The organism is Pantoea sp. SJZ147 (assembly GCF_007828605.1).
GTDB lineage: Bacteria > Pseudomonadota > Gammaproteobacteria > Enterobacterales > Enterobacteriaceae > Pantoea > Pantoea allii.
The window spans coordinates 30,422-54,373 of the sequence record NZ_VIVB01000017.1; the positions used below are offsets into that span (position 1 = coordinate 30,422).

Consider the following 23,952-nt stretch of genomic DNA (forward strand, 5'->3'; position numbering starts at 1 on the left):
AAGCCCGGGTGAGTAAACCCTTACAACAAAGTGACTTGACCGCCTGATGAAGCCGCTTCATTCTGCGGACAACAAAGAGGATAAAAACGCTATGATTCTGGAACATATCGATATCCGGGGATTTCGCGGCATTAATCAGCTCTCTTTACCCCTGACGCGTATAAACCTGCTGATTGGCGAAAACGCCTGGGGTAAATCCAGTTTGCTGGACGCGCTCAGCCTGCTGCTGTCGCCCCACTCGCGCGAGTATGTGTTTTCTCCTGACGATTTTCACTTTACGCCGGGCGAAGTCGACGATCGGGTTCATCGCCTGTCGGTCGTTTTCCACTTCAGGGATGACGATGCGGAAAACAGCGACCTGCTACAGCCGTTCTGGCAACCCGCCGAACAGGGACAACGCCGACTGAGTTACAGCGTGCACGCCCGGCGACGTGACGGCCAGATCACCTCAACACGGCGCTTTATCGATAGCCATGGTCATGTGCTACCGGAAGAGGGAAGTGCGGCGGCGATAAGTTATCTGCTGCGCATGAATCCAGTATTACGGCTGCGCGATGCACGTTTTAGCCGACGTGTTCGCCCGGTCGAAAGCGGTATTGATGCCCGTCTGTCCACCCTGAATCAACTGGCGAAAGAGCTGGATAAACTGACTCGGGATCTGGAACAGCATCCACAGCAATTGAGTAATGACATGCTGCGTCAGGGATTACAGACCATGCAGCAGCTGATGGAACACTACTTTCTGGTTCAGCATCCTGAGAATGGCGGACAGATGCACCGCGTCGATCCACAATCACGTGACGGTATTCAGGGCTGGCGTTCACTGGACCAGCTGAATCACCTGATTGCCGCCACGGACGTCCGCAGCCGCCAACTTATTTTATTACGCATGTTTAGCTTGCTGGTCCAGGCGCGAGGAAGCGAACCTTTGGCACCGGGCGCCCGGCCGTTGTTGCTGATTGAAGATCCGGAAACCCGGCTGCATCCCATCATGTTATCCGTAGCATGGAACCTTCTCACGTTGCTCCCGTTACAGAAGATTGCGACGACCAATTCTGGAGAGCTGCTTTCTCAGGTCGCGGTGGAGAACGTTTGCCGATTGGTACGTGAGCCAACGCGCGTGGCCGCATGGCGCATTGGTCCCGAAGGGCTGAGTGCGGAGGAGAGCCGCCGCATCGGCTTCCATATCAAAGTCAACCGGCCTTCAGCCCTGTTTGCCCGCTGCTGGCTTCTGGTTGAAGGTGAAACCGAAGTCTGGATCATCAACGAAATGGCGCGACAATGCGGCTTTCACTTCGCCGCTGAAGGAATTAAAGTCATTGAGTTTGCACAGTCCGGGCTAAAACCGTTGTTAAAATTTGCCCGACGTATGGGCATTGCCTGGCATGTGCTGACTGACGGGGATATGGCAGGGAAAAAATATGCAGCCACGGCGCGCAGCCAGCTCCAGCCTCATGATGTCGAGAAGCATCACCTGACGCAGCTCCCGGCGGCGGATATGGAGCAGTTCCTTTACCGACATGGCTTTAGTGATGTGTATCATGAGGCAGCGCACCTGCCGTTAAACGTACCTGTTAATCCCAGGCGTATTATTACCAAAGCTATTCATCGTGCATCAAAACCTGAACTGGCTATCACGGTCGCTATGGCAGCAGCCGAACGCGGCAGCGAGGCAATCCCGGAACGCCTACGGGAGATGTTTTCCCAGGTGATTACCCTGGCGCAGGGCAAAGCGGGATAGGGGTTACAGCGTAAAAATGCCAGCGCGGCAGGCTGGCATTGTTGACGGAGCGGTCCAACGTTGGGGGGATCTCAGGCCACGGCCTGTTGCGCTTCAACGGGTACAATCAGACTGGCATGGTTGCCTTTAGGGCCTTGATGAACGTCAAAATGAACCTGCTGGCCCGCTTTTAGCGTTCTGTAACCATCCATCTGTATCGTTGAGTAGTGTGCGAAGATATCTTCTCCGCCCCCGATTGGACAGATAAAGCCGAAACCTTTGGCGTTATTGAACCATTTAACGGTACCTGTCTCCATGCTTTTACTTCCCTCGCAAGACATTTTATAAGTAGGTGAGGTCACTGAAGCCGTGAGTCGGGTTTGATTAAAACTCAATCAGCTTATGAAGGTAGAATGTAGAGAAACTGCCACGGTCGTCAAGCAAAGCACCGGGCAACGTGGGGAAAAAATCATCAAAATTTGAGGTAGTTAACGCTATTTGAAATTTTGTGATACAGGTCGCGTGCAGGGTTTTTTGCCTGAGAATGCATTAGCGACAGTGCACTTGACACACGTGTTAAACTCTACAGATGACCCTGGATTTGATGACGATGTACAGAATCACAACGGAACACTATGGCAAACACAAATGACTGGCTAAATTTTGAACACTTAGCCGACGAAAAAGTACGCGAAGGGTTAAAACCGCCTTCCATGTATAAAGTCATTCTGAATAATGACGATTATACACCTATGGAATTTGTTATTGACGTTCTGCAAAAGTTCTTTTCTTATGATATTGAACGTGCAACGCAACTGATGCTGAAAGTTCACTACCACGGTAAAGCAATCTGTGGTGTATTTACCGCAGAGGTCGCTGAGACCAAAGCGGCGCAGGTGAATAATTACGCGCGGGACAATCATCATCCGTTGCTGTGTACGCTTGAAAAAGCCTGAGCCTCTCTCCATACAGGAAGCAGGTCAGAGCGATTAACTGGAGGAGGTGCCTAATGCTCAATCAAGAACTGGAACTCAGTTTAAACATGGCTTTCGCCAGAGCGCGTGAGCACCGTCATGAGTTTATGACCGTCGAGCATCTGTTACTGGCGTTGCTCAGTAACCCGTCGGCCAGAGAGGCACTGGAAGCCTGTACGGTGGACATTGTGGCTCTACGGCAGGAACTCGAAGCCTTCATTGAACAGACCACGCCTGTGCTGCCTGCCAGCGAAGAAGAGCGTGATACGCAACCGACGCTCAGCTTCCAACGTGTACTACAGCGTGCGGTTTTCCATGTTCAGTCATCCGGACGCAGTGAAGTTACCGGTGCGAACGTACTGGTTGCTATTTTCAGCGAGCAAGAGTCGCAAGCGGCTTACCTGCTGCGCAAACACGAAGTCAGCCGCCTTGATGTGGTGAATTTCATCTCTCACGGCACGCGTAAAGACGAACCTGGCCAGGCACCTGGTGCTGAAAACCCGGTTAACGAAGAGCAAGCAGGCGGGGAGGAACGTATGGAAAACTTCACCACCAATCTTAATCAGCTTGCTCGCGTTGGCGGAATTGACCCGCTGATCGGTCGCGACAAAGAGCTGGAACGCACTATTCAGGTTCTGTGCCGTCGCCGTAAAAATAACCCGCTGCTGGTGGGGGAATCCGGTGTCGGTAAAACGGCCATTGCGGAAGGTTTAGCCTGGCGCATTGTGCAGGGTGACGTGCCTGAGGTGATGAAGGACTGCACTATCTACTCTCTGGATATCGGCTCTCTGCTGGCGGGTACCAAGTACCGTGGCGACTTTGAGAAACGTTTCAAAGCCCTGTTAAAACAGCTGGAGCAGGATAACAGCAGCATCCTGTTTATTGATGAGATTCACACCATTATTGGTGCGGGTGCCGCATCGGGTGGGCAGGTCGATGCCGCCAACCTGATTAAACCACTGCTCTCTAGCGGTAAAATCCGCGTGATGGGTTCCACGACCTATCAGGAATTCAGCAACATCTTTGAAAAAGATCGCGCCCTGGCGCGCCGTTTCCAGAAAATCGACATTACCGAGCCGTCGGTAGAAGAAACGGTACAGATTCTTAACGGCCTGAAAACCAAATATGAAGCGCACCATGACGTTCGTTACACCGCGAAAGCCGTGCGTGCGGCAGTCGAACTGGCGGTGAAATATATCAACGATCGCCATCTGCCGGATAAAGCCATTGACGTTATCGATGAAGCGGGTGCCCGTGCACGCCTGATGCCAGCCAGCAAACGCAAGAAAACCGTAAATGTGGCTGATATTGAAACCGTGGTCGCGCGTATCGCGCGTATTCCGGAGCAGAGCGTGTCCGCCACCGATCGCGATACGCTGAAAAACCTGGGCGACCGCCTGAAAATGCTGGTGTTTGGTCAGGATAATGCCATCGAAGCCTTGACCGAAGCGATCAAGATGAGCCGTGCAGGTCTGGGACAGGATCGCAAACCGGTGGGTTCATTCCTGTTTGCTGGTCCAACGGGCGTCGGTAAAACCGAAGTTACCGTTCAGCTGGCGAAAGCGCTGGGGATTGAACTGCTGCGTTTTGACATGTCCGAGTACATGGAGCGTCACACCGTCAGCCGCCTGATTGGTGCGCCTCCGGGCTATGTTGGCTTTGATCAGGGTGGTCTGCTGACTGATGCGGTGATCAAACATCCTCATGCCGTCGTGCTGCTGGATGAGATTGAGAAAGCGCATCCGGATGTGTTTAACCTGTTGCTGCAGGTAATGGATAACGGCATGTTGACCGACAACAACGGTCGCAAGGCGGATTTCCGCAACGTGGTACTGGTGATGACAACCAATGCTGGCGTGCGTGAAACCGAGCGTAAATCTATTGGCCTGATTCATCAGGACAACAGCACTGACGCAATGGAAGAGATTAAAAAAATCTTTACGCCTGAATTCCGTAACCGTCTGGACAACATTATCTGGTTCAGCCACTTGTCGGCCGAAGTCATTCATCAGGTGGTGGACAAGTTTATCGTTGAACTGCAGGCCCAACTGGATGCTAAAGGCGTTTCACTTGAGGTCAGTGATGAAGCGCGTGACTGGCTGGCAGAGAAAGGCTACGACAAAGCGATGGGTGCACGTCCAATGGCGCGTACCGTTCAGGAAAGCCTGAAGAAACCGTTGGCCAATGAACTGCTGTTTGGTTCGCTGGTGGAAGGGGGTTCAGTATCGGTTGCACTGGATAAAGAGAAAGGCCAGTTAACCTATCACTTCCTGAGTGCGCAAAAACGTAAAGCGGAAGGCACTGTGCACTAAGCACTGTGTGACGGAAAGAGAAAAGGCCGGATAATATCCGGCCTTTTTTTTTATTGCCTCGGCTGGAGGCAATAGCATCAACGCAACTCAGCGACTACGGAAGACAATGCGGCCTTTGCTCAGGTCGTACGGGGTCAGCTCGACAGTCACTTTGTCGCCCGTCAGGATGCGGATGTAGTTTTTACGCATTTTACCGGAGATATGAGCGGTAACCACGTGTCCGTTCTCAAGTTCTACGCGGAACATGGTGTTAGGTAACGTATCCAGTACGGTACCTTGCATTTCAATATTGTCTTCTTTGGCCATCGAATCCTCTGGGTGTACTACCTTTCAGTTGAACCGGCAAGATAATGCCCAATTCAACGAGTTATGTAAAGAACCGTCGGCAATAAAGCCAACGCATCGCCGTGCTTCGCTTATAACGCGAGCATGTCGGTTAAATTAGGGTGTTTATGTGACGTCTGCGGGGGATTAGCGGGCTAAGAATCTGAATCAACCGGTAACACGCGCACGATTGAAACAGTCCCGAGAGTGCGATGAGATTCCCAGCCTGGCAATTCCGGCTTGAAATTCAAGCGCGGACGACATACCAAACGCCGCTATTATAGCACTTAACCGACTTTGTGTGTGCAAAACATCTGCGCGAGCTTTAAAAAAGGGTCTGATTGAGCCAGCAGCCGCTGTCAACGGGTTGAGATGACAGGTTTTTTACCGATTCCAGGTAAGCCTCACGCGGGATTTCGACCGCGCCCAACGATGCCGTATGGGGATTAAGTATCTGACAATCCACCAGGCGTCCTTTGTGCTTAATGAAATGCTGACAAAAAACCCATAGTGCGGTTTTTGAAGCATTGGTTTGCAGGCTGAACATGGATTCACCACAAAATATCTGGCCCAGCGCCAGCCCGTACATGCCGCCTGCCAGCTGTTGCCCGCGCCAGACTTCAATGGAGTGAGCATGACCCAGTTCATAGAGTTTCAGCCATGCGCGTTTCACCTCAAAGGTGATCCAGGTTCCTTCTTCGCGGCCCATGGCACAGCCCTCAACGACATCAGCAAAGGCTTCGTTCATGGTGACGCGATAAGGCGATTGCTGATGAAAGCGTTTCATACTGCGGCTAAGATGAAAATGTTCAGGGATCAACACCGCACGGGGATCGGGTGACCACCACAGAATCGGATCGCCCGGCGAAAACCAGGGGAAAATACCTTGCTGATAGGCGCTGAGCAGACGGGCAGGCGAAAGATCGCCGCCCATGGCCAGCAGACCATTGGGCTCGCGCAGGGCCATTTCCGGGGGAGGAAAGAGCAACGATTCCCGTGACAGTTGAACCAGTCTCATCGCGTTACGTTATCCATCAGCTTTTGCACGAAACTATAACGCAAAGCGTTGCTGGAAACGCCAGTAACGTCCACCTTTTGCGACTAATTCGGAATGATTTCCCTGCTCAATGATTCGGCCGCTGTCCATAAGGCAAATTCTGTCCATTTGTGCCAGGCCTGTCAGACGGTGAGTGACCATAATGACGGTTTTGCCTGCCGTAAGCTGCTGCAGCAAGGCGAGAATATGCTGCTCGGTCGCCGCATCAAGGCCTTCCGTTGGCTCATCCAATAGCCACAGGTCGCCGTTATGCAGCAGGGCACGGGCAAGCGCCAGACGTCGCAGTTCGCCCCCAGACAGCGGACGACCGCCTTCGCCCAGCCAGGCATTTAATCCTTCCTCGTTATCCAGCAGGGTCTGCAGACCAGTCTGCATCAATGCCGCAATCAGGGTTTCGTCGCTGGCGTTGGGGCAGGCCAGCAATAAATTGTCACGCAGGGTCTGGCTGAACAGATGAACACGCTGGGTGACAACGCTGATGCGTTGCCGGAGTTGCGCCTCATCCCACTCAGTAAGGGGAACTGCGTTTAACCTAATCTCACCTTGCTGACTATCCCAGGCGCGCGTAAGCAGCCCAAGCAATGTCGATTTTCCACAGCCGGTCGGTCCGAGCAGCGCAACGTGTTCTCCCGCCTCAATGCTTAATGAAAACTGATTCAACACTTTTTCAGGGCGTCCCGGATAGCAAAAATCAAGCGCCTGTAGGCTTAGGTGTAATGCACCAGAAGGGATAACGGTTTTAGAGGGAAAAACAATTGCCGGTGTTTGTTCGATAATTTCATTGACGCGTTGGGCCGCCGTTATCACCTGAGACAGCGGCAAAAATGCGCCCGCGACCGGGGCCAGGGCTTCAAAAGCGGCCAGGGTACAAAATACCACCAGCGCAATGAATGGCCCGGGAAGTTGCTGCTGCGCAATGCTCTCTGCGCTGAGCCAGAGCAGCGCAGTAACCGTCATGCCGCTGCATATCAGTAACAGACTTTGCGCCAGCGCCTGTAAACGTTCTTGTTGACGCTGTGCTTCCTGCCACTGTTGTTCACTGCTGTCGAGTCTGGTGCGCCAGACTGCAGCATTACCATATAACGTCAGTTCAGCCTGACCTGCCAGCCAGTGCATTAACTGCACGCGCCAGTGCGAGCGCTGACGAGTAATCGCAACGCCCGCCGGTGCGCCCAGACGGTAAAAGAGCGGTGGGAAGATGCAGAGCAGGGCGAGCAGGGCGCCGCCCAGGGTGAGAGCCAGTTGCAGATCAATCAGGCTTAAACCGACCGTCACCACCACAATGACGATAAACGCACCCAGCAGCGGTGAGATTACCCGCAGATAGAGATGATCCAGCGTGTCGACATCACCGACAAAACGGTTGAGCAGATCCGCCTGACGAAAGGCTGCAAGCTGAGCGGGTGCCAGCGAAATCAAACGACTGAAGGTGAAAACGCGTAAATGTTGCAACACCCGAAACGTCGCGTCGTGAGTGACCAGCCGCTCAAAGTAACGGGCCGCCGTGCGGGTAATTGCCGCGCCGCGCACACCGGCGGCGGGAAGCATATAATTAAAACTGTACAGTCCCGCAACGCCAGCGACAGACGAGGCCGCCAGAAAACACCCGGATAAGGTCAGCAAGCCAATGCTGGCTAACAGCGTGACGATGGCCAGAACCATTCCCAGCGTCAGCCGGAAGGGATGACGCAGCCACAAGCGCATAAAAGGACGCAGAGCAGACATCAGATGCACTCCTGTTGACGATGTTGCAGCAATTCACGGAACGGCCCAGGCTGTGAGGTAAGTTGCTGCCAGTGGCCCTGCTGCACCAGTTTTCCTTCCTCCATGAGCCAGATTTCATCCCAGTCTTGCAGCGAATCAATCTGATGCGTAATCATCAGGGTGGTTTGCTGCGTCGCGGCCTGATTTAACGCCAGCATAACGTGATGTTCACTGAGCGCATCCAGGCTGGCGGCAGGCTCATCCAGTAGCAATAGCTGAGCCGGTTTGTACAGCGCTCGCGCTACCGCAATACGCTGTGCTTGTCCGACGGATAACGCGTTACTGGCATCGCCAGGCGCGGTATCCAGCCCTTCAGGCAGCCGGGGGAGGAATTCGTTGATGCCACAGGCGGCGGTTAATCTGTCCAGGCGTTCAGTATCCAGGGGCGCGTCCATGACGATATTTTCACGCAACGTCGCGGCCGGTAACTGTGGGTTTTGTCCAACCCAGGCAAGATGCCGATGCCAGTCGCGTCGTGCCAGGTCGCGAAGCTCAATGCCATTGGCTTTGAGCGACCCTTCATAGGGTAAAAACCCCAGCAGGGCATTTAACAGCGCGGTTTTGCCTGCACCGCTTTTGCCGACCAGCGCCACGCGCCCGCTTGCCCGTAGGGTGAAATGTAAAGGGCCGCACAGAACCTTGCCGCCGGGGGCGCAGACCACAAGATTGTCAGCAACCAGCTCCAGCGGCGAAGTGGCGCTAAACGCGACATTACCTGAGGCCCTGTCTGACGACGGAGTGTCCTGCATAAACCGCTCAAGGGCATCGGCCCCGCCGATTGCCTGTGCCTTAGCGTGATAGAAGGTGCCAAGATCGCGCAGAGGTTGAAAGAATTCGGGGGCCAGAATCAACACCAGGAAACCGGCAAACAGCGTGACGCCTTTACCATAATCGCCAAAATGCAGCTCGCCCAGATACGAGAAACCAAAATAAACCGCCACTACGGCGATGGCTAATGAGGCAAAAAACTCCAGCACTGAGGAGGAGAGAAAGGCCAGGCGTAAAACCTCCATCGTCCGTTGACGAAAATCTGTCGTCGTGGCGGCAATTGCCTGCTTCTCTGCATCAGCCCGGTGAAACAGCCGCAGCGTTTCCCGCCCGCGTAAGCGATCAAGGAAGTCACCGCTCAGGCGTGCCAGGGCCAGGAAGTTGCGGCGATTAGCATCGGCCGCGCCCATGCCCACCATCGCCATAAAGAGCGGAATCAGCGGTGCCGTAGCCAGCAGAATCAATCCGGTGGCCCAGTTCAGGGGGAACAGGGTAATCAGAATGCAGCAAGGGATTACCGCTGCCAGCGTCATCTGCGGCAGATAACGCGCATAGTACGCCTGCATATCTTCGGTTTGTTCCAGAAGCAGTGTTGCCCAACTGCCTGCGGGTTTGCCCTGTATCCAGGCGGGCCCCAGATCGGATAAACGATCCAACACCTGTTTACGCAGTGCCTGGCGGATGGCCTGACCGGCCCGAAAGCCTGCCTGCTCGCGGGCATAGTTCAGCACCGCGCGCAGCACAAAGCACAACAGCAGTAACATAAAGCGGGGCAGGAGGGATTGCGGCGCTTGCTGCTCGACAATAAGTGCCTGCAGCAACGAAGCCAGCAGCCAGGCCTGCATGATAATCAGTAGTGCGCCTGCTGAACCTAAGAGTGAGGCAAGTCGTAGCCAGGGACCGGCATGATGGCGCTGTTGACGAAGCCAACGGGTAAGGTGCTGCTGCCGCGATTTGTTCATGCGAAACCCACTGTGGCGAAGACAAATGAAATGAGGCAAGTCCCTCACGCCTGGCGCATGAATTTAGCATGGTGATAATAAAAAAGGCGACTGAAAAACAGTCGCCTCAAACAATTAAGATCAGGTTATTAACAACTTACTTATCGTTCTTAACCAGACCATCAAGATAACGCTCTGCATCTAAGGCAGCCATACAGCCAGTACCCGCAGAGGTAATGGCCTGGCGATAGATATGATCCATCACGTCACCCGCGGCAAACACACCCGGAATACTGGTCTGGGTGGCATTGCCGTGCAGTCCTGACTGCACCTTGATATAGCCATTCTCAAGCGCTAACTGACCGTCGAAAATCGCCGTGTTTGGGCTATGGCCAATGGCCACAAACAGGCCAGCAACCTCCAGCGCTTCCGTTTCATCGTTCAGCGTTGAACGCAGCGTCAGCCCGGTCACGCCCATCTGATCGCCCACAACTTCTTCCAGCGTACGATGAGTGTGCAGCACGATGTTGCCGTTGCTGACTTTTTGCATCAGGCGATCAATTAAAATTTTCTCCGCACGGAAGCTGTCGCGACGGTGAATCAAATGCACTTCAGCGGCAATATTGGCCAGATAAAGTGCCTCTTCTACCGCCGTATTACCGCCGCCGATAACGGCGACTTTCTGATTACGGTAGAAGAAACCATCGCAGGTGGCGCAGGCTGAAACGCCTTTGCCTTTAAACGCTTCTTCTGACGGCAGGCCGAGATAGCGCGCCGACGCGCCCGTGGCAATAATCAGCGCATCTGCGGTGTATTCGCCGCTGTCACCGGTTAAACGGAACGGACGATTCTGCAGATCAACGCTATGAATGTGGTCAAAAATAATCTCAGTGTTAAATTTCTCAGCATGCTCGTGCATGCGTTCCATTAACGACGGACCTGTCAGATCGTGCGGGTCGCCCGGCCAGTTTTCCACGTCCGTCGTGGTGGTCAGCTGTCCGCCTTTTTCCAGCCCGGTAATCAATACCGGATTCAGATTTGCGCGTGCAGCATAGACGGCTGCGGTATAACCTGCTGGGCCAGAGCCCAGAATGAGCAACTTACTGTGTTTAGCCGTACTCATGCGTTCCTCAGTTTCATTCGCCTGACATAGTCTGCGATTGTAGGGAATAAGCCGCATCATTGACAACACTTGCGCGCTTTTGTTGGCGATTGCTGTAAACGGCGTAGACGATGAATACGTTTTTCGCCTGTCACTTGTGCCAAAAGGGGGCAAAAATTCATTTCGTTGCACCATGCCGCACGAAAATACTCATTTAAAAACAGTGACCCAGCGAAGTGTCTGGCATCTTGTCCTGAATTTAGACATTTTACTTTGACAATCGCCTGCGCATTTGCGAAAACAGTGTAAGAAGCGAATGACATCTTCGGAACAAAACGGGTTTTGCCGCCGGGTTTTGGGCAATGTGCCGAACGAATTTTGTCGTCTGATATGGGTCATGACGCATGATGTGGACAGGCAACATGCGTCATACACATAGGTGCGAACGCACTCAGACTTTGTTATTTCACTTCAAAAAATGCCCCGAACAATGAGCGTTTTCAGGGGATGGCAGGTAAAGGGAAGGAATTAAGAGAGACAATAATAATGGTAGATAATAAGAAACGCCCCGGTAAAGACCTCGACAGGATCGACAGAAACATTCTGAATGAATTGCAGAAAGACGGTCGCATCTCAAACGTGGAACTTTCCAAACGTGTAGGATTATCGCCTACACCTTGTCTTGAGCGTGTACGTCGTCTTGAACGCCAGGGATTCATCCTTGGTTATACTGCGCAACTTAACCCTCACTACCTGGACGCCTCATTACTGGTATTCGTTGAGATTACTCTGAATCGTGGCGCGCCAGATGTGTTTGAACAATTTAACGCCGCCGTACAAAAACTTGAGGAAACTCAAGAGTGTCACCTGGTTTCTGGTGATTTCGACTACCTGCTTAAAACGCGCGTGCCTGATATGTCCGCCTACCGCAAGCTGCTGGGTGAAACCTTGCTGCGCCTGCCAGGTGTAAACGACACGCGGACTTACGTGGTGATGGAAGAGGTCAAACAGAGTAACCGTCTGGTGATCAAAACGCGCTGATGCGTGGCAGGTGCAAAGCCTGTGAAATTTCGGTACACTCCTGTGAATACATACAGGACCAGCGTCGGGTGAGCCCGGCGCTGTTGTTTCTTACTTTACAGGCACCTGGAGAGTTCTCTTGAGCCAGGAATACACAGAAGATAAAGACGTTTCGTTACAGTCGCTGAGCAGTGGACGCCGTCTGCTGGAAGCGTTGCTCATCCTGGTGGCGTTGTTTGCCATCTATCTGATGGTTTCCCTCGTCAGTTTTAATCCTTCCGACCCGAGCTGGTCGCAGACGGCCTGGCATGAACCTATCCATAATATTGGTGGCAAGGTAGGCGCGTGGCTGGCTGATACCTTACTGTTCATCTTTGGTGTGATGGCGTACGCCATTCCGCCGGTGATCCTGGGGCTGTGCTGGATAGCGTTTCGCCAGCGCGATAATCAGGACTACTTTGACTATTTCGCCATCGGTTTACGTTTGATCGGCGTACTGGCGTTGGTGGTGACCACCTGCGGTATGGCGGCACTCAATGCTGACGACATCTGGTATTTTGCCTCGGGTGGCGTCATCGGCAGTCTTGTCAGTAATGCAATTTCGCCCTGGTTTAGTCCAGCAGGCGGAACGCTGACACTGCTCTGCATCTGGGCTGCCGGGATTACGCTTTATACCGGCTGGTCATGGTTAACCATTGCGGAAAGAATCGGCGGCGTTGTCATGGGCGTGCTGACCTTTGCCAGCAACCGTTCACGCCATGACGAACCCTGGCAGGAAGAGGATGAGGCAGAACATCATGAAGAGGCTGTGCCTGTCCTTCACGCTCAGCCGCATGAAGACGATGACGTTTTGCTTGCCGCACCGCGTAAAGCTCAGCCTGATCTGGATGAGCACGATCCGCTGCTGGCTAAGGCGGCAACAGCCACTCGCGCCGCCGTCGCTGCAACCGTCGACGCTTCCGATATGCCGGTGGCGTCCGCTGCGGTGCCGACCCAGCCGCCTGCCGTTGCCCCGGCGCTGTCCAATGCGGCGACCGCACAGTCAGTAGCCCCTGTCGCTCAGCCAGTGGGCGCTGTACCTGCACAATCCGCCCATTTTGCCGCCGCGTCCGCGCAGGAATCGGCAGCACATTATTCTACTCCCGCGCGCAATGCTGCGCCGCTTGATCCTGTTCCGCAGGATAAACCGGTGAGCGAACCACCTCTGTACCGTTTTGAAATGCCGGATGAAACGCCTGCATCCTCAAGCCCCTTTACGGCTTATGAGGATGATGAGCCGAAAATGGGCAACTGGCGCGAGGCAGCCTCTGCCGCGACGCTGAGCAGTGCGGTGACATCAGCCGTTGCCGCAAAGCAGGCGTCATCGATGTCGCCCCTGTTTGAACCGGTACCTGAAAATCAGGCGAATCCACAGGTGAAGCAGGGGATTGGCCCGGCGCTGCCCCGGCCGAATCCGGTGAAATTACCGACCCGACGCGAACTGGCCTCCTACGGGATCAAACTGCCTTCGCAGCGCATGGCGGAAGAGAAAGCGAAGCTGTCTGAAAGCCCCGCGTCTCAGCCAGTGCCTGAGGATATGCACAACCCGGACTGGTCTGCAGAGGAGCAAGACGCGCTGCAACAGGCCGAGTTACGCCACGCGTTCCAGTCGGAACAGCAACAGCGTTATGGCGAGCGCTGGCAACAGGATGAGCAGCACGAGGACGATGAACTGGCGCTGCAGCAGGCATCGCTGGCACGTCAGTTCGCCGAACAGCAGCAACAGCGCTATGAGGCGGAGCCCGACAACAACGCGCCGGTTTTCAATCTGGATACCTCGGCGGCTTTTGATTTCTCACCGATGAAAGATTTGGTCGACGATGGACCTGTTGAGCCGCTGTTCACCATTGCGGCTGCGCCTGAAACGGATGACGTGGCGGCAAAACATGAGCCGTGGCAGCAAATGCAGGCCGCGCCAGAACAGGCGGCAGCCCAGAGAACGGTGCCGACACAGAGCGTGGTGTCGGATACCTTCGTGGCACCTGTTCAACAGCCAGAACCCGTCGAAGACACAAAACCGTCGCTGCATGATAGCCTGATTCACCCTTTCCTGATGCGTCATGAGCAGCCGCTGGAAAAACCCTCCACGCCATTGCCTTCGCTGGATCTGTTAACCGCGCCGCCTGTCGAAGAGGAGCCGGTTGATATGTTTGCGCTGGAGCAGACGGCACGTCTGGTTGAATCACGCCTGGGCGATTATCGTGTTAAGGCGGAAGTCGTCGGCATTTCTCCAGGCCCGGTGATTACCCGCTTTGAACTGGATCTGGCGCCTGGCGTGAAAGCCGCGCGTATTTCTAACCTGTCACGCGATCTGGCCCGTTCACTGTCGACCACGGCAGTGCGCGTTGTTGAAGTGATTCCCGGTAAGCCGTATGTCGGACTGGAATTACCGAATAAGCATCGTCAGACCGTTTACTTACGTGAAGTGCTGGATTGTCCAAAATTCCGTGACAATCCTTCACCTCTGGCCGTGGTACTGGGTAAAGACATTGCGGGTCAGCCGGTAGTGGCCGATTTGGCGAAAATGCCACACTTACTGGTAGCGGGTACCACCGGTTCGGGTAAGTCAGTCGGTGTGAACGCCATGATTCTCAGCATGTTGTATAAAGCCACGCCGGAAGAAGTGCGCTTTATTATGATCGACCCGAAAATGCTTGAGCTGTCGGTCTATGAAGGCATTCCGCATCTACTCACCGAAGTCGTCACCGATATGAAAGATGCGGCGAATGCGCTGCGCTGGAGCGTCGGTGAGATGGAGCGCCGCTATAAACTGATGTCGGCGCTTGGCGTGCGTAATCTTGCGGGCTACAACGAGAAAGTTGAGCAGGCTGAGGCGATGGGCCGTCCAATCCCCGATCCGTTCTGGAAACCGGGCGACAGTATGGACATGACGCCACCGGTGCTGGAAAAATTGCCTTACATTGTGGTGATGGTGGATGAGTTCGCCGACCTGATGATGGCCGTGGGTAAAAAAGTGGAAGAGCTGATTGCCCGCCTGGCGCAGAAAGCACGTGCGGCAGGTATCCACCTGGTGCTGGCAACCCAGCGTCCCTCGGTGGATGTGATTACCGGTCTGATCAAAGCGAACATCCCGACCCGTATTGCCTTTACCGTATCAAGTAAAATTGACTCGCGTACTATTCTCGACCAGGGCGGCGCGGAGTCGTTGCTGGGGATGGGTGACATGCTCTATATGCCGCCAAACTCCTCCATGCCGGTCCGTGTTCACGGTGCCTTTGTGCGCGATCAGGAAGTGCATGCCGTTGTGCAGGACTGGAAAGCGCGTGGCCGTCCGCAATACATTGAGAGCATTACGGCGGGTGAAGAGAGCGAAGGTGCAGGCGGTATCGACAGCGATGAAGAACTGGACCCGTTGTTCGATCAGGCGGTGGGCTTTGTGGTAGACAAGCGTCGCGCCTCTATTTCGGGCGTTCAGCGTCAGTTCCGTATCGGCTATAACCGCGCCGCGCGCATCATTGAGCAGATGGAAGCACAAGGAATTGTCTCGTCGCCGGGTCATAACGGTAACCGCGAAGTCCTGTCACCACCGCCACATGATATGTAGAGCCTGAGCGATAAGCTTTGAAACATAAATCAATGAGCCAGTTCTTGCTGGCTCATTGTTTTTTAGCGGTTAACCCCCATAGTTGATTAGGCTTTCGGTTTTTTCTCCTGTATTAAATGCAGGACAGCGACCAGGCTTAGTATCGTTATCAACGGGAAACGATTTAATAAGGATTTAAGCAGATGAAATTACGCGTAATCGCCTTCGGCCTGATGGCCGCTTTGGGTTCAGCCAGCGCTTTCGCTGATGCATCGACTGACCTGCAACAGCGTTTAAATAAAGTAAACAGCTTCCACGCCAGCTTTACTCAAAAGGTTACCGATGGCAGCGGTGCTAACGTGCAGGACGGGGAAGGTGAGCTGTGGGTTAAACGCCCCAGCCTGTTCAACTGGCACATGACCGCGCCTGACGAGAGCGTCATTATCTCTGACGGAAAATCGTTATGGTTCTACAACCCGTTTGTAGAACAGGCCACGGTAAGCCTGTTAAAAAACGCCACCAGTAATACGCCATTTATGTTGATTGCCCGTAATCAGTCGAGTGACTGGAAGCAATATAACGTCAAGCAGCAGGGCGACAAATTTGAACTGACGCCGAAGAAAAGCGATGGCAATCTCAAGCAGTTCACAATTGATGTGACGCCAGACGGCACCATCAATCAGTTCAGCGCCATAGAGCAGGATGGGCAGCGCAGTAACTACCAGTTAAAGAGCCAGAAAAACGGCCCTATCAGCCCGGATAAATTCACTTTCACCCCGCCTAAAGGCGTCACGGTGGATGATCAACGTCAGTGAGGTGGTAGTGAGTAACCTGTCCCTGGATTTCTCCAGCGAAGATTTTAAACCACTGGCCGCGCGTATGCGGCCAGAAACCCTGAAGCACTATATTGGTCAGCAACACCTGTTGGCTGCGGGTAAACCGCTGCCGCGCGCGATTGAGGCTGGCCATTTGCATTCAATGATTCTCTGGGGACCGCCAGGAACAGGCAAAACCACGCTGGCCGAGATTATCGCGCACTACGGCAACGCGGACGTTGAACGCATCTCTGCTGTCACATCAGGCGTCAAAGAAATTCGTGAAGCGATAGAACGTGCGCGCCTGAGCAAGCAGGCCGGCCGTCGCACGATTCTTTTCGTGGATGAGGTGCACCGTTTCAACAAAAGCCAGCAGGATGCCTTTCTGCCGCATATTGAAGACGGCACAATCACGTTTATTGGTGCAACGACCGAAAACCCCAGCTTCGAGCTTAATTCCGCCCTGTTGTCACGCGCCCGCGTTTATTTGCTCAAATCCCTGACCACAGAGGACATCGAGCAGGTACTTGACCAGGCTATGCAGGACGCCGATCGAGGCTATGGCAACAGCGATATCCTGCTACCGGATAATACGCGGCGCATGATCGCTGAGTTGGTGAACGGCGATGCGCGCCGTGCGCTGAACACGCTGGAAATGATGGCGGATATGGCCGAAACCCGCGCGGACGGGAAAAGGGAATTAACGCCACAGCTGTTAACCGAGGTGGCCGGTGAGCGTTCTGCCCGCTTTGATAACAAGGGCGACCGTTTTTACGACCTTATTTCTGCGTTACATAAGTCTGTTCGCGGTTCGGCACCGGATGCTGCCCTCTACTGGTACGCACGGATTATTACCGCAGGTGGCGATCCGCTCTATGTGGCACGTCGCCTGCTGGCGATTGCCTCTGAAGATGTCGGCAACGCCGATCCTCGCGGTATGCAGGTTGCGATTTCGGCCTGGGATTGTTTTACCCGCGTCGGCCCCGCGGAAGGGGAGCGGGCGATTGCACAAGCCATTGTTTATCTGGCCTGCGCGCCAAAAAGTAACGCCGTTTATAACGCGTTTAAGGCCGCGATGCGTGATGCGCGCGACCATCCCGATTTTGATGTCCCCGACCATTTGCGCAATGCGCCCACTAAGCTAATGAAAGAGATGGGCCTGGGTGAAAGTTACCGCTATGCCCATGATGAAGCCAACGCCTACGCGGCTGGCGAGGTCTATTTCCCCCCTGAAATGGCACAAACACATTACTATCATCCAACACAACGTGGTCTTGAAGGCAAAATTGGCGAAAAGCTGGCCTGGCTTACTGAACTCGATCAAAATAGCCAGACAAAACGCTACCGCTAAAACAGACGTTGCGGTAATGTGGTCAATGTTTTCAACGCATTCCAGCAGGAATGCGTCCCTTCTTTTAACTCATAAATACACAGGATAAGCATGCTCGATCCCAATCTGCTGCGTAATGAGCCAGACGCAGTCGCAGAAAAACTGGCACGCCGAGGATTCAAACTGGATGTGGAAATGCTGCGTTCGCTCGAAGAGCGTCGCAAAGTCTTGCAGGTAGAAACCGAAAACCTGCAGGCCGAGCGTAACTCCCGATCCAAATCCATCGGTCAGGCCAAAGCACGTGGGGAAGACATCGAGCCACTGCGTCAGGAAGTGAACAGCCTGGGCGAACGCCTGGATGCTGCCAAAGCAGAACTGGATGAACTGCAAAATCAGATCCGCGACTTTAGCCTGGCGCTGCCGAATCTTCCTGCGGATGAAGTGCCGCTGGGCAAAGACGACAGCGAGAACCAGGAAGTCAGCCGCTGGGGTGAGCCACGCCAGTTCGATTTTCAGGTAAAAGATCATGTTGAGCTGGGCGAAGCCGCGAAAGGGCTGGATTTTGCCGCGGCAGTAAAGCTTACCGGTTCACGCTTCGTCGTGATGCAAGGCCAGATTGCCCGCCTGCACCGTGCGCTTAGCCAGTTTATGATTGACCTGCACACCGAGCAGCATGGCTACCTGGAAACCTACGTACCTTATCTGGTTAACCATGCGACGTTGTACGGAACAGGACAGCTACCTAAGTTTGGTGAAGATCTGTTTCATACCCGACCACTGGAAGAAGAATCAGAAAGCAGCCACTATGCGCTGATTCCTACCGCAGAAGTGCCATTGACCAACCTTGTACGTGATGAAATCGTCGAGGAAGAGAACCTGCCGCTGAAGCTGACGGCTCATACGCCGTGTTTCCGCTCTGAAGCGGGCTCCTATGGCCGTGATACGCGCGGACTTATCCGTATGCACCAGTTCGATAAAGTCGAGATGGTACAGATCGTCGCGCCAGAAACCTCAATGGATGCCCTGGAAGAGTTGGTCGGTCATGCCGAAAAAGTCTTACAGCTGCTGAATCTGCCCTACCGTAAAGTTCTACTGTGTACGGGCGATATGGGCTTTGGCGCCACCAAAACCTACGATTTAGAAGTGTGGTTACCGGCGCAGAATACGTACCGTGAAATCTCTTCCTGCTCAAATATGGGGGATTTCCAGGCCCGCCGTATGCAGGCCCGCACCCGTAATAAGCAGGATAAAAAGCCGCGTCTGGTCCATACATTAAATGGTTCCGGTCTGGCTGTGGGCCGCACCCTGGTGGCGGTGCTGGAAAACTACCAGCAGCAAGACGGCCGCATTGCCGTGCCAGAGGTACTGCGCCCTTATATGAAGGGCCTGGAATTTATTGGTTAATCGCCCGTTATCCTCTGAAAAACCCAGCGCCCGCTGGGTTTTTTTTTGGTCCAAATGGCGGAACGATGTCTACGAACCGCATAAGCATTTATCACAAATAAACGTTATCGATGTATCGCGCTGCCGGAAGCGTAAAAATCTACATTATCATAGAGATAGCTTTATTTTCATCGGCGTAAAATATCCCGCTAACTTACTGAAGATAAATAAATTAAATTGTCGGGCAGCAAAATGTGCTGAGGCCTGTTTCTCCCCGTTGACTTTAAAAAACGCAATGGCAAACTGCGCGCAATTTCCTTCATTTCTTTTGGTTTTTAATCCCTATGTCGACCTGGTCACGTCCTGTGATATTGCTGCTTTGCGGCCTGTTATTAATGACAGTTTCTATTGCTGTGCTGAATACGTTGGTTCCACTCTGGCTGACGCATGATGCTCTGGCTACCTGGCAGGTGGGCGTAGTGAGTTCGTCATATTATACCGGCAATCTGCTCGGGACCTTAACGGCGGGCTGGTTGATCAAACATTATGGATTTAACCGTAGCTATTATCTGGCAACCGGTCTGTTTGCCGGGGCCACGCTGTGCATGATGATGATGTCGGGATTCTGGTCATGGACGCTGTTACGCTTTACGGCGGGCATCGGTTGTGCGTTAGTCTGGGTCGTGGTTGAAAGCGCTTTATTATGTAGCGGCACGGTACGCAACCGTGGACAACTGCTGGCTGCTTATATGATCGTGTATTACCTGGGCACGGTTGCCGGCCAACTGCTGGTAAGCAAGCTTTCGACTGAGTTGTTAAGTGTGATCCCCTGGGTAACCGCGACGGTGATTTGTGCCATTTTACCGCTCATCTTCACTCAGGTTGCCACCCACAGCGACCCTGCTGAAGCGCTGCCGGGTGGACGCATTTTGCCTATGCTGCGTCGCCGCAGTTCTCGCCTTGGCATCAACGGTTGTATCATCTCAGGTATTGTTTTGGGTTCGCTGTATGGTTTGATGCCGCTGTATCTTTCCCACCAGGGCATGAGTGACGCGAACGTTGGCTACTGGATGGCGCTACTGGTCAGTGCAGGCATTGTCGGGCAGTGGCCGATTGGTCGTCTGGCCGATCGCTTTGGTCGCATGATGGTGCTGCGTGTGCAGGTATTTGTGGTGATCCTGGGCGCTATTGCGATGCTGACCAATGCCGCGATGGCACCCGCATTGTTTGTACTGGGGCTGGCCGGTTTTACGCTTTATCCCGTGGCGATGTCGTGGGCCTGTGAAACCGTTGCACACCACGAACTGGTGGCCATGAATCAGGCGTTGTTACTAAGCTATACGCTGGGCAGCCTGGCCGGTCCAAGCATGACCGCGATGCTGATGCAGAGTTATTCTGACCGCGTGCTGTTTGTAATGATTGCGGCAGTGGCGCTGGTTTACCTGGTTATGCTGTTGCGTAAAGCCGATCATCATGCCACGCCCGTGGCGCATGCCTGACCGACTTCTCAGAGAGCTGCCCTGTGCTTCGTTGGCACATCGCAGCCCGTGAGTTGGGTGATTCGTTTCTGTGAGTGGGGTGAATTGAGCGGGGTGACTATTCCCGGCATCGTCATCAATACATCACTTCATGCCCGTAGCTGGCGAGAATGTTTTTTACCCGCTCCATTGTCTCTTTACTGGGCGGCTTCACCCCGTCAAGTTTGTACTCTTCACCCATCGCAATCCATTTGTGTTTACCCAGTTCGTGATAAGGCAGCAGCTCTATCTTCTCAACGTTTTCCATATCCTGAGTAAAAGCGCCTAAGCGATGGACGGTGTCATCATCGTCAGAATAGCCAGGTACCACGACGAAACGGATCCACGTACGTTTCCCTTTTTTCTGTAAATAGCGGGCGAAATCAAGCGTGCGATGATTGGACACGCCGACCAGGATCTGGTGAACCTCGTCATTCATCTGTTTGAGGTCCAGCATGACCAAATCCGTCGCGTCCAGTAATTCATCAATAACCGGGTCGTAGCGGCGAACAAAGCCATTGGTATCAAGGCAGGTATGAATGCCTTCTGCTTTACAGGCGCGAAACCAGTCGCGCACAAACTCGGCCTGCAGAATCGCTTCGCCACCCGATGCGGTAACCCCGCCACCTGATGCATTCATAAAGTGACGATAGGACAGAACATCCGCCATCAGCGCCTCAACGGTGATTTCTTTACCGCCGTGCGTGTCCCAGGTATCACGATTATGACAGTAAAGGCAGCGCATCAGACAGCCCTGGAAAAAGGTGATAAACCGAATACCGGGACCGTCTACGGTTCCGCATGATTCAAATGAGTGGATGCGACCAATGGCTGACATTGCGATGTATTCTCCAGGTAAGCCTGCGGAGCAGGTGGCACACTCTCTGGCGTGCTCTGAACAGGAAATCGATTCTGGTTGTTATCCGTATCTCAGACAACCACCAAAGCAGACTTTGAATAAGAGGCTCCATGAAGGAGCCTCAGATAAGCGTAGTGGCTAACCGTACTTACAAGGACTGTGTAAAGGTACGGGTAATCACGTCCTGCTGTTGCTCTTTAGTGAGCGAGTTAAAGCGCACGGCGTAACCGGAGACGCGAATGGTTAACTGAGGATATTTTTCAGGATTATCCATCGCATCCATTAACATTTCCCGATTCATGACGTTCACATTAAGATGCTGACCGCCTTCAATGCTGGTCTCATGATGGAAGTAACCGTCCATCAATCCTGCCAGATTGGTTTTACGCACGTTGTCGTCTTTACCTAACGCGTTTGGAACGATAGAGAAGGTATAGGAAATACCATCTTTTGCGTAAGCAAACGGCAGTTTAGCGACCGAGGTCAGGGATGCCACCGCACCTTTCTGATCGCGACCGTGCATCGGGTTAGCGCCTGGGCCAAAAGGCGCGCCTGCACGGCGACCGTCTGGCGTATTACCGGTTTTCTTACCGTAAACCACGTTAGAGGTAATGGTCAGCACTGACTGGGTCGGTACTGCGTGACGGTAGGTTTCGAGTTGCTGAATTTTTTTCATAAAACGTTCAACAAGGTCGCAAGCCAGGTCGTCAACGCGTGGGTCGTTGTTACCGAACTGTGGATATTCACCTTCAATATCAAAATCAATGGCCAAACCGTCTTCGTCGCGTACCGGTTTCACCTTCGCGTATTTGATTGCAGACAGTGAGTCCGCAGCGACAGACAGGCCGGCAATACCACATGCCATGGTGCGGTAAACATCACGGTCATGCAGTGCCATCAGCGACGCTTCATAGCTGTATTTATCATGCATGAAGTGGATGATGTTCAATGCAGTGACATACTGTTTTGCCAGCCAGTCCATGAAGTGATCCAGACGTGCCATCACGATGTCGAAATCAAGCACATCGTCGGTGATTTTGGCCTCTTTTGGACCCACCTGCATTTTCAGTTTTTCATCCACGCCGCCGTTAATTGCGTAGAGCAAGGTTTTCGCCAGGTTCGCGCGGGCACCAAAGAACTGCATTTGCTTGCCGACGATCATCGGGCTGACGCAGCAGGCAATCGCATAGTCATCGTTGTCAAAGTCAGGGCGCATTAAGTCGTCATTTTCATACTGCAGTGACGAGGTATCGATAGACACTTTCGCCGCATACTTTTTGAAGTTAACCGGCAGGTTTTCAGACCACAAAATGGTCATATTAGGTTCGGGTGACGGCCCCATGGTGTACAGCGTGTTCAGGAAGCGGAAGGTGGTTTTGCTCACCAGCGTACGACCATCAACACCCATACCGGCCAGCGACTCAGTGGCCCAAATAGGGTCGCCAGAGAACAGTTCATCATACTCAGGCGTGCGCAGGAAACGTACCATACGCAGTTTCATCACCAGATGGTCAATCAGTTCCTGAGCCTGCTCTTCATTCAGTTTGCCTGCTTTGAGATCGCGCTCGATGAACACATCCAGGAAGGTTGAAACACGACCAAACGACATGGCCGCGCCATTTTGCGATTTTACTGCGGCCAGATAGCCGTAATAGGTCCACTGTACCGCTTCCACGGCATTAGTGGCTGGACCAGAGATATCGTGACCATATTTGGCTGCCATCTCTTTAATCTGTCCCAGCGCACGATGCTGATCAGCAATTTCTTCACGCAGACGAATAGTGGCTTCCAGGTTTACGCCATTTTCCAGATCGCTCTGCAGGGAAGTAAACTGAGCAAACTTATCAGCCATCAGATAGTCAATGCCGTATAACGCGATGCGACGGTAATCACCGATGATGCGCCCACGGCCGTAGGCATCTGGCAGGCCGGTTAATACACCGGATTTACGGCAGCGTAAAATGTCTGGGGTATAAACATCAAACACACCCTGATTATGGGTTTTACGATATTCAGTGAAGGTTTTTTTCAGTGCGGCATCAAGTTCACGACCGTAAACTTTGCATGAGCCCTCGACCATCTTGATACCGCCAAAGGGAATAATGGCGCGTTTTAATGGGGCTTCAGTTTGCAGGCCAACAATTTTTTCCAGCGATTTGTTGATGTAACCGGCATCGTGGGACGTAATGGTAGAAGCAAGATCGGTATCAAAATCTACGGGGGCGTGAGTGCGGTTTTCAACTTTAATGCCTTCCAGCACGCTTTCCCAGAGTTTGGTTGTGGCTTCGGTGGCACCTGCCAGAAAAGATTCATCGCCTTCATACGGCGTATAGTTTTTCTGGATGAAGTCGCGTACGTTGACGCTGTTCTGCCATTCGCCTTCAGTAAAACCTTGCCAGGCTGAGGCGAGTTTTGCGTTAAGTTCGGTCATATTATACCTGCCTTATTTAAGGAGACTTTTGCTCTCGGGTATATCGGGTTGG

17 protein-coding genes are annotated in these 23,952 nt (G+C 53.3%); 9 read left to right on the plus strand and 8 right to left on the minus strand.

What is annotated here, in order from left to right:
- The first annotated feature begins 91 nt into the window (after positions 1-91).
- Positions 92-1,741, plus strand: a complete 1,650-nt coding sequence (locus tag FBY13_RS21220; RefSeq protein WP_145395083.1) for an ATP-dependent endonuclease — start codon at positions 92-94, stop codon at positions 1,739-1,741.
- Between the two features lie 71 nt (positions 1,742-1,812).
- On the opposite strand, the gene cspD is transcribed toward FBY13_RS21220, so the two are convergent.
- Positions 1,813-2,037: a cold shock-like protein CspD gene (gene cspD, locus FBY13_RS21225; protein ID WP_006118603.1), complete on the minus strand. Its 225-nt coding sequence runs from the start codon at positions 2,035-2,037 to the stop codon at positions 1,813-1,815.
- Positions 2,038-2,355: 318 nt separating this feature from the next.
- Between cspD and clpS the strand changes: the two genes are divergently transcribed.
- On the plus strand, positions 2,356-2,676 hold the full coding sequence (clpS, locus tag FBY13_RS21230; RefSeq protein ID WP_063878933.1) for an ATP-dependent Clp protease adapter ClpS: 321 nt from the start codon (positions 2,356-2,358) through the stop codon (positions 2,674-2,676).
- Between the two features lie 53 nt (positions 2,677-2,729).
- Positions 2,730-5,006, plus strand: a complete 2,277-nt coding sequence (gene clpA, locus FBY13_RS21235; protein ID WP_063878934.1) for an ATP-dependent Clp protease ATP-binding subunit ClpA — start codon at positions 2,730-2,732, stop codon at positions 5,004-5,006.
- An 87-nt stretch (positions 5,007-5,093) separates the two neighbouring features.
- On the opposite strand, the gene infA is transcribed toward clpA, so the two are convergent.
- The 5 genes from infA to trxB all read right to left on the minus strand — a co-directional run bounded on the left by infA (position 5,094) and on the right by trxB (position 10,983).
- Entirely contained in the window at positions 5,094-5,312 is a 219-nt protein-coding gene (gene infA, locus FBY13_RS21240; protein ID WP_002211347.1) for a translation initiation factor IF-1, read from the minus strand.
- Positions 5,313-5,655: 343 nt separating this feature from the next.
- Positions 5,656-6,348, minus strand: coding sequence for a leucyl/phenylalanyl-tRNA--protein transferase (gene aat / locus FBY13_RS21245; protein WP_109717228.1), 693 nt, complete (start codon positions 6,346-6,348; stop codon positions 5,656-5,658).
- A 33-nt stretch (positions 6,349-6,381) separates the two neighbouring features.
- On the minus strand, positions 6,382-8,112 hold the full coding sequence (gene cydC, locus FBY13_RS21250) for a cysteine/glutathione ABC transporter ATP-binding protein/permease CydC (protein WP_145395084.1): 1,731 nt from the start codon (positions 8,110-8,112) through the stop codon (positions 6,382-6,384).
- A complete protein-coding gene (gene cydD / locus FBY13_RS21255; RefSeq protein ID WP_145395085.1) occupies positions 8,112-9,881 on the minus strand; it encodes a cysteine/glutathione ABC transporter permease/ATP-binding protein CydD in 1,770 nt (589 codons plus the stop codon). The genes cydC and cydD overlap by 1 nt, the downstream gene beginning before the upstream one ends.
- A 136-nt stretch (positions 9,882-10,017) precedes the next feature.
- Positions 10,018-10,983 (minus strand): thioredoxin-disulfide reductase, encoded by a 966-nt coding sequence (gene trxB / locus FBY13_RS21260; RefSeq protein WP_063878938.1) that lies wholly within the window; start codon positions 10,981-10,983, stop codon positions 10,018-10,020.
- Positions 10,984-11,508: 525 nt separating this feature from the next.
- Here trxB and lrp point away from each other — a divergent pair.
- The 6 genes from lrp to FBY13_RS21290 all read left to right on the plus strand — a co-directional run bounded on the left by lrp (position 11,509) and on the right by FBY13_RS21290 (position 20,592).
- Positions 11,509-12,003, plus strand: a complete 495-nt coding sequence (gene lrp, locus FBY13_RS21265) for a leucine-responsive transcriptional regulator Lrp (RefSeq protein WP_006118610.1) — start codon at positions 11,509-11,511, stop codon at positions 12,001-12,003.
- A gap of 118 nt (positions 12,004-12,121) precedes the next feature.
- Entirely contained in the window at positions 12,122-15,586 is a 3,465-nt protein-coding gene (locus FBY13_RS21270) for a DNA translocase FtsK 4TM domain-containing protein (protein WP_145395086.1), read from the plus strand.
- Positions 15,587-15,768: 182 nt separating this feature from the next.
- Positions 15,769-16,380 (plus strand): outer membrane lipoprotein chaperone LolA, encoded by a 612-nt coding sequence (gene lolA / locus FBY13_RS21275; protein ID WP_063878940.1) that lies wholly within the window; start codon positions 15,769-15,771, stop codon positions 16,378-16,380.
- A 7-nt stretch (positions 16,381-16,387) separates the two neighbouring features.
- Positions 16,388-17,731, plus strand: a complete 1,344-nt coding sequence (locus FBY13_RS21280) for a replication-associated recombination protein A (RefSeq protein ID WP_145395110.1) — start codon at positions 16,388-16,390, stop codon at positions 17,729-17,731.
- A 90-nt stretch (positions 17,732-17,821) separates the two neighbouring features.
- The gene (gene serS, locus FBY13_RS21285) at positions 17,822-19,114 is read left to right on the plus strand and encodes a serine--tRNA ligase (protein ID WP_145395087.1); all 1,293 of its coding nucleotides are present in this window, start codon (positions 17,822-17,824) and stop codon (positions 19,112-19,114) included.
- Between the two features lie 323 nt (positions 19,115-19,437).
- The gene (locus FBY13_RS21290; protein WP_063878942.1) at positions 19,438-20,592 is read left to right on the plus strand and encodes an MFS transporter; all 1,155 of its coding nucleotides are present in this window, start codon (positions 19,438-19,440) and stop codon (positions 20,590-20,592) included.
- A gap of 115 nt (positions 20,593-20,707) precedes the next feature.
- Here the strand turns inward: FBY13_RS21290 and pflA are convergent, their stop codons facing one another.
- Positions 20,708-21,448: a pyruvate formate lyase 1-activating protein gene (gene pflA / locus FBY13_RS21295; protein ID WP_145395088.1), complete on the minus strand. Its 741-nt coding sequence runs from the start codon at positions 21,446-21,448 to the stop codon at positions 20,708-20,710.
- A 169-nt stretch (positions 21,449-21,617) separates the two neighbouring features.
- Complete coding sequence (gene pflB, locus FBY13_RS21300) at positions 21,618-23,900, minus strand: formate C-acetyltransferase (RefSeq protein WP_109717233.1); 2,283 nt, start codon at positions 23,898-23,900, stop codon at positions 21,618-21,620.
- Positions 23,901-23,952 lie beyond the last annotated feature (52 nt).

Coding starts and splice junctions, on each gene's coding strand:
- clpS (WP_063878933.1), top strand. CDS start 2,356: ATGGCAAACACAAATGACTGGCTAAATTTTGAACACTTAGCCGACGAA.
- clpA (WP_063878934.1), top strand. CDS start 2,730: ATGCTCAATCAAGAACTGGAACTCAGTTTAAACATGGCTTTCGCCAGA.
- lolA (WP_063878940.1), top strand. CDS start 15,769: ATGAAATTACGCGTAATCGCCTTCGGCCTGATGGCCGCTTTGGGTTCA.
- trxB (WP_063878938.1), bottom strand. CDS start 10,983: ATGAGTACGGCTAAACACAGTAAGTTGCTCATTCTGGGCTCTGGCCCA.
- cydD (WP_145395085.1), bottom strand. CDS start 9,881: ATGAACAAATCGCGGCAGCAGCACCTTACCCGTTGGCTTCGTCAACAG.
- serS (WP_145395087.1), top strand. CDS start 17,822: ATGCTCGATCCCAATCTGCTGCGTAATGAGCCAGACGCAGTCGCAGAA.
- infA (WP_002211347.1), bottom strand. CDS start 5,312: ATGGCCAAAGAAGACAATATTGAAATGCAAGGTACCGTACTGGATACG.
- lrp (WP_006118610.1), top strand. CDS start 11,509: ATGGTAGATAATAAGAAACGCCCCGGTAAAGACCTCGACAGGATCGAC.
- pflA (WP_145395088.1), bottom strand. CDS start 21,448: ATGTCAGCCATTGGTCGCATCCACTCATTTGAATCATGCGGAACCGTA.
- cspD (WP_006118603.1), bottom strand. CDS start 2,037: ATGGAGACAGGTACCGTTAAATGGTTCAATAACGCCAAAGGTTTCGGC.
- cydC (WP_145395084.1), bottom strand. CDS start 8,112: ATGTCTGCTCTGCGTCCTTTTATGCGCTTGTGGCTGCGTCATCCCTTC.
- aat (WP_109717228.1), bottom strand. CDS start 6,348: ATGAGACTGGTTCAACTGTCACGGGAATCGTTGCTCTTTCCTCCCCCG.
- pflB (WP_109717233.1), bottom strand. CDS start 23,900: ATGACCGAACTTAACGCAAAACTCGCCTCAGCCTGGCAAGGTTTTACT.
- FBY13_RS21220 (WP_145395083.1), top strand. CDS start 92: ATGATTCTGGAACATATCGATATCCGGGGATTTCGCGGCATTAATCAG.
- FBY13_RS21290 (WP_063878942.1), top strand. CDS start 19,438: ATGTCGACCTGGTCACGTCCTGTGATATTGCTGCTTTGCGGCCTGTTA.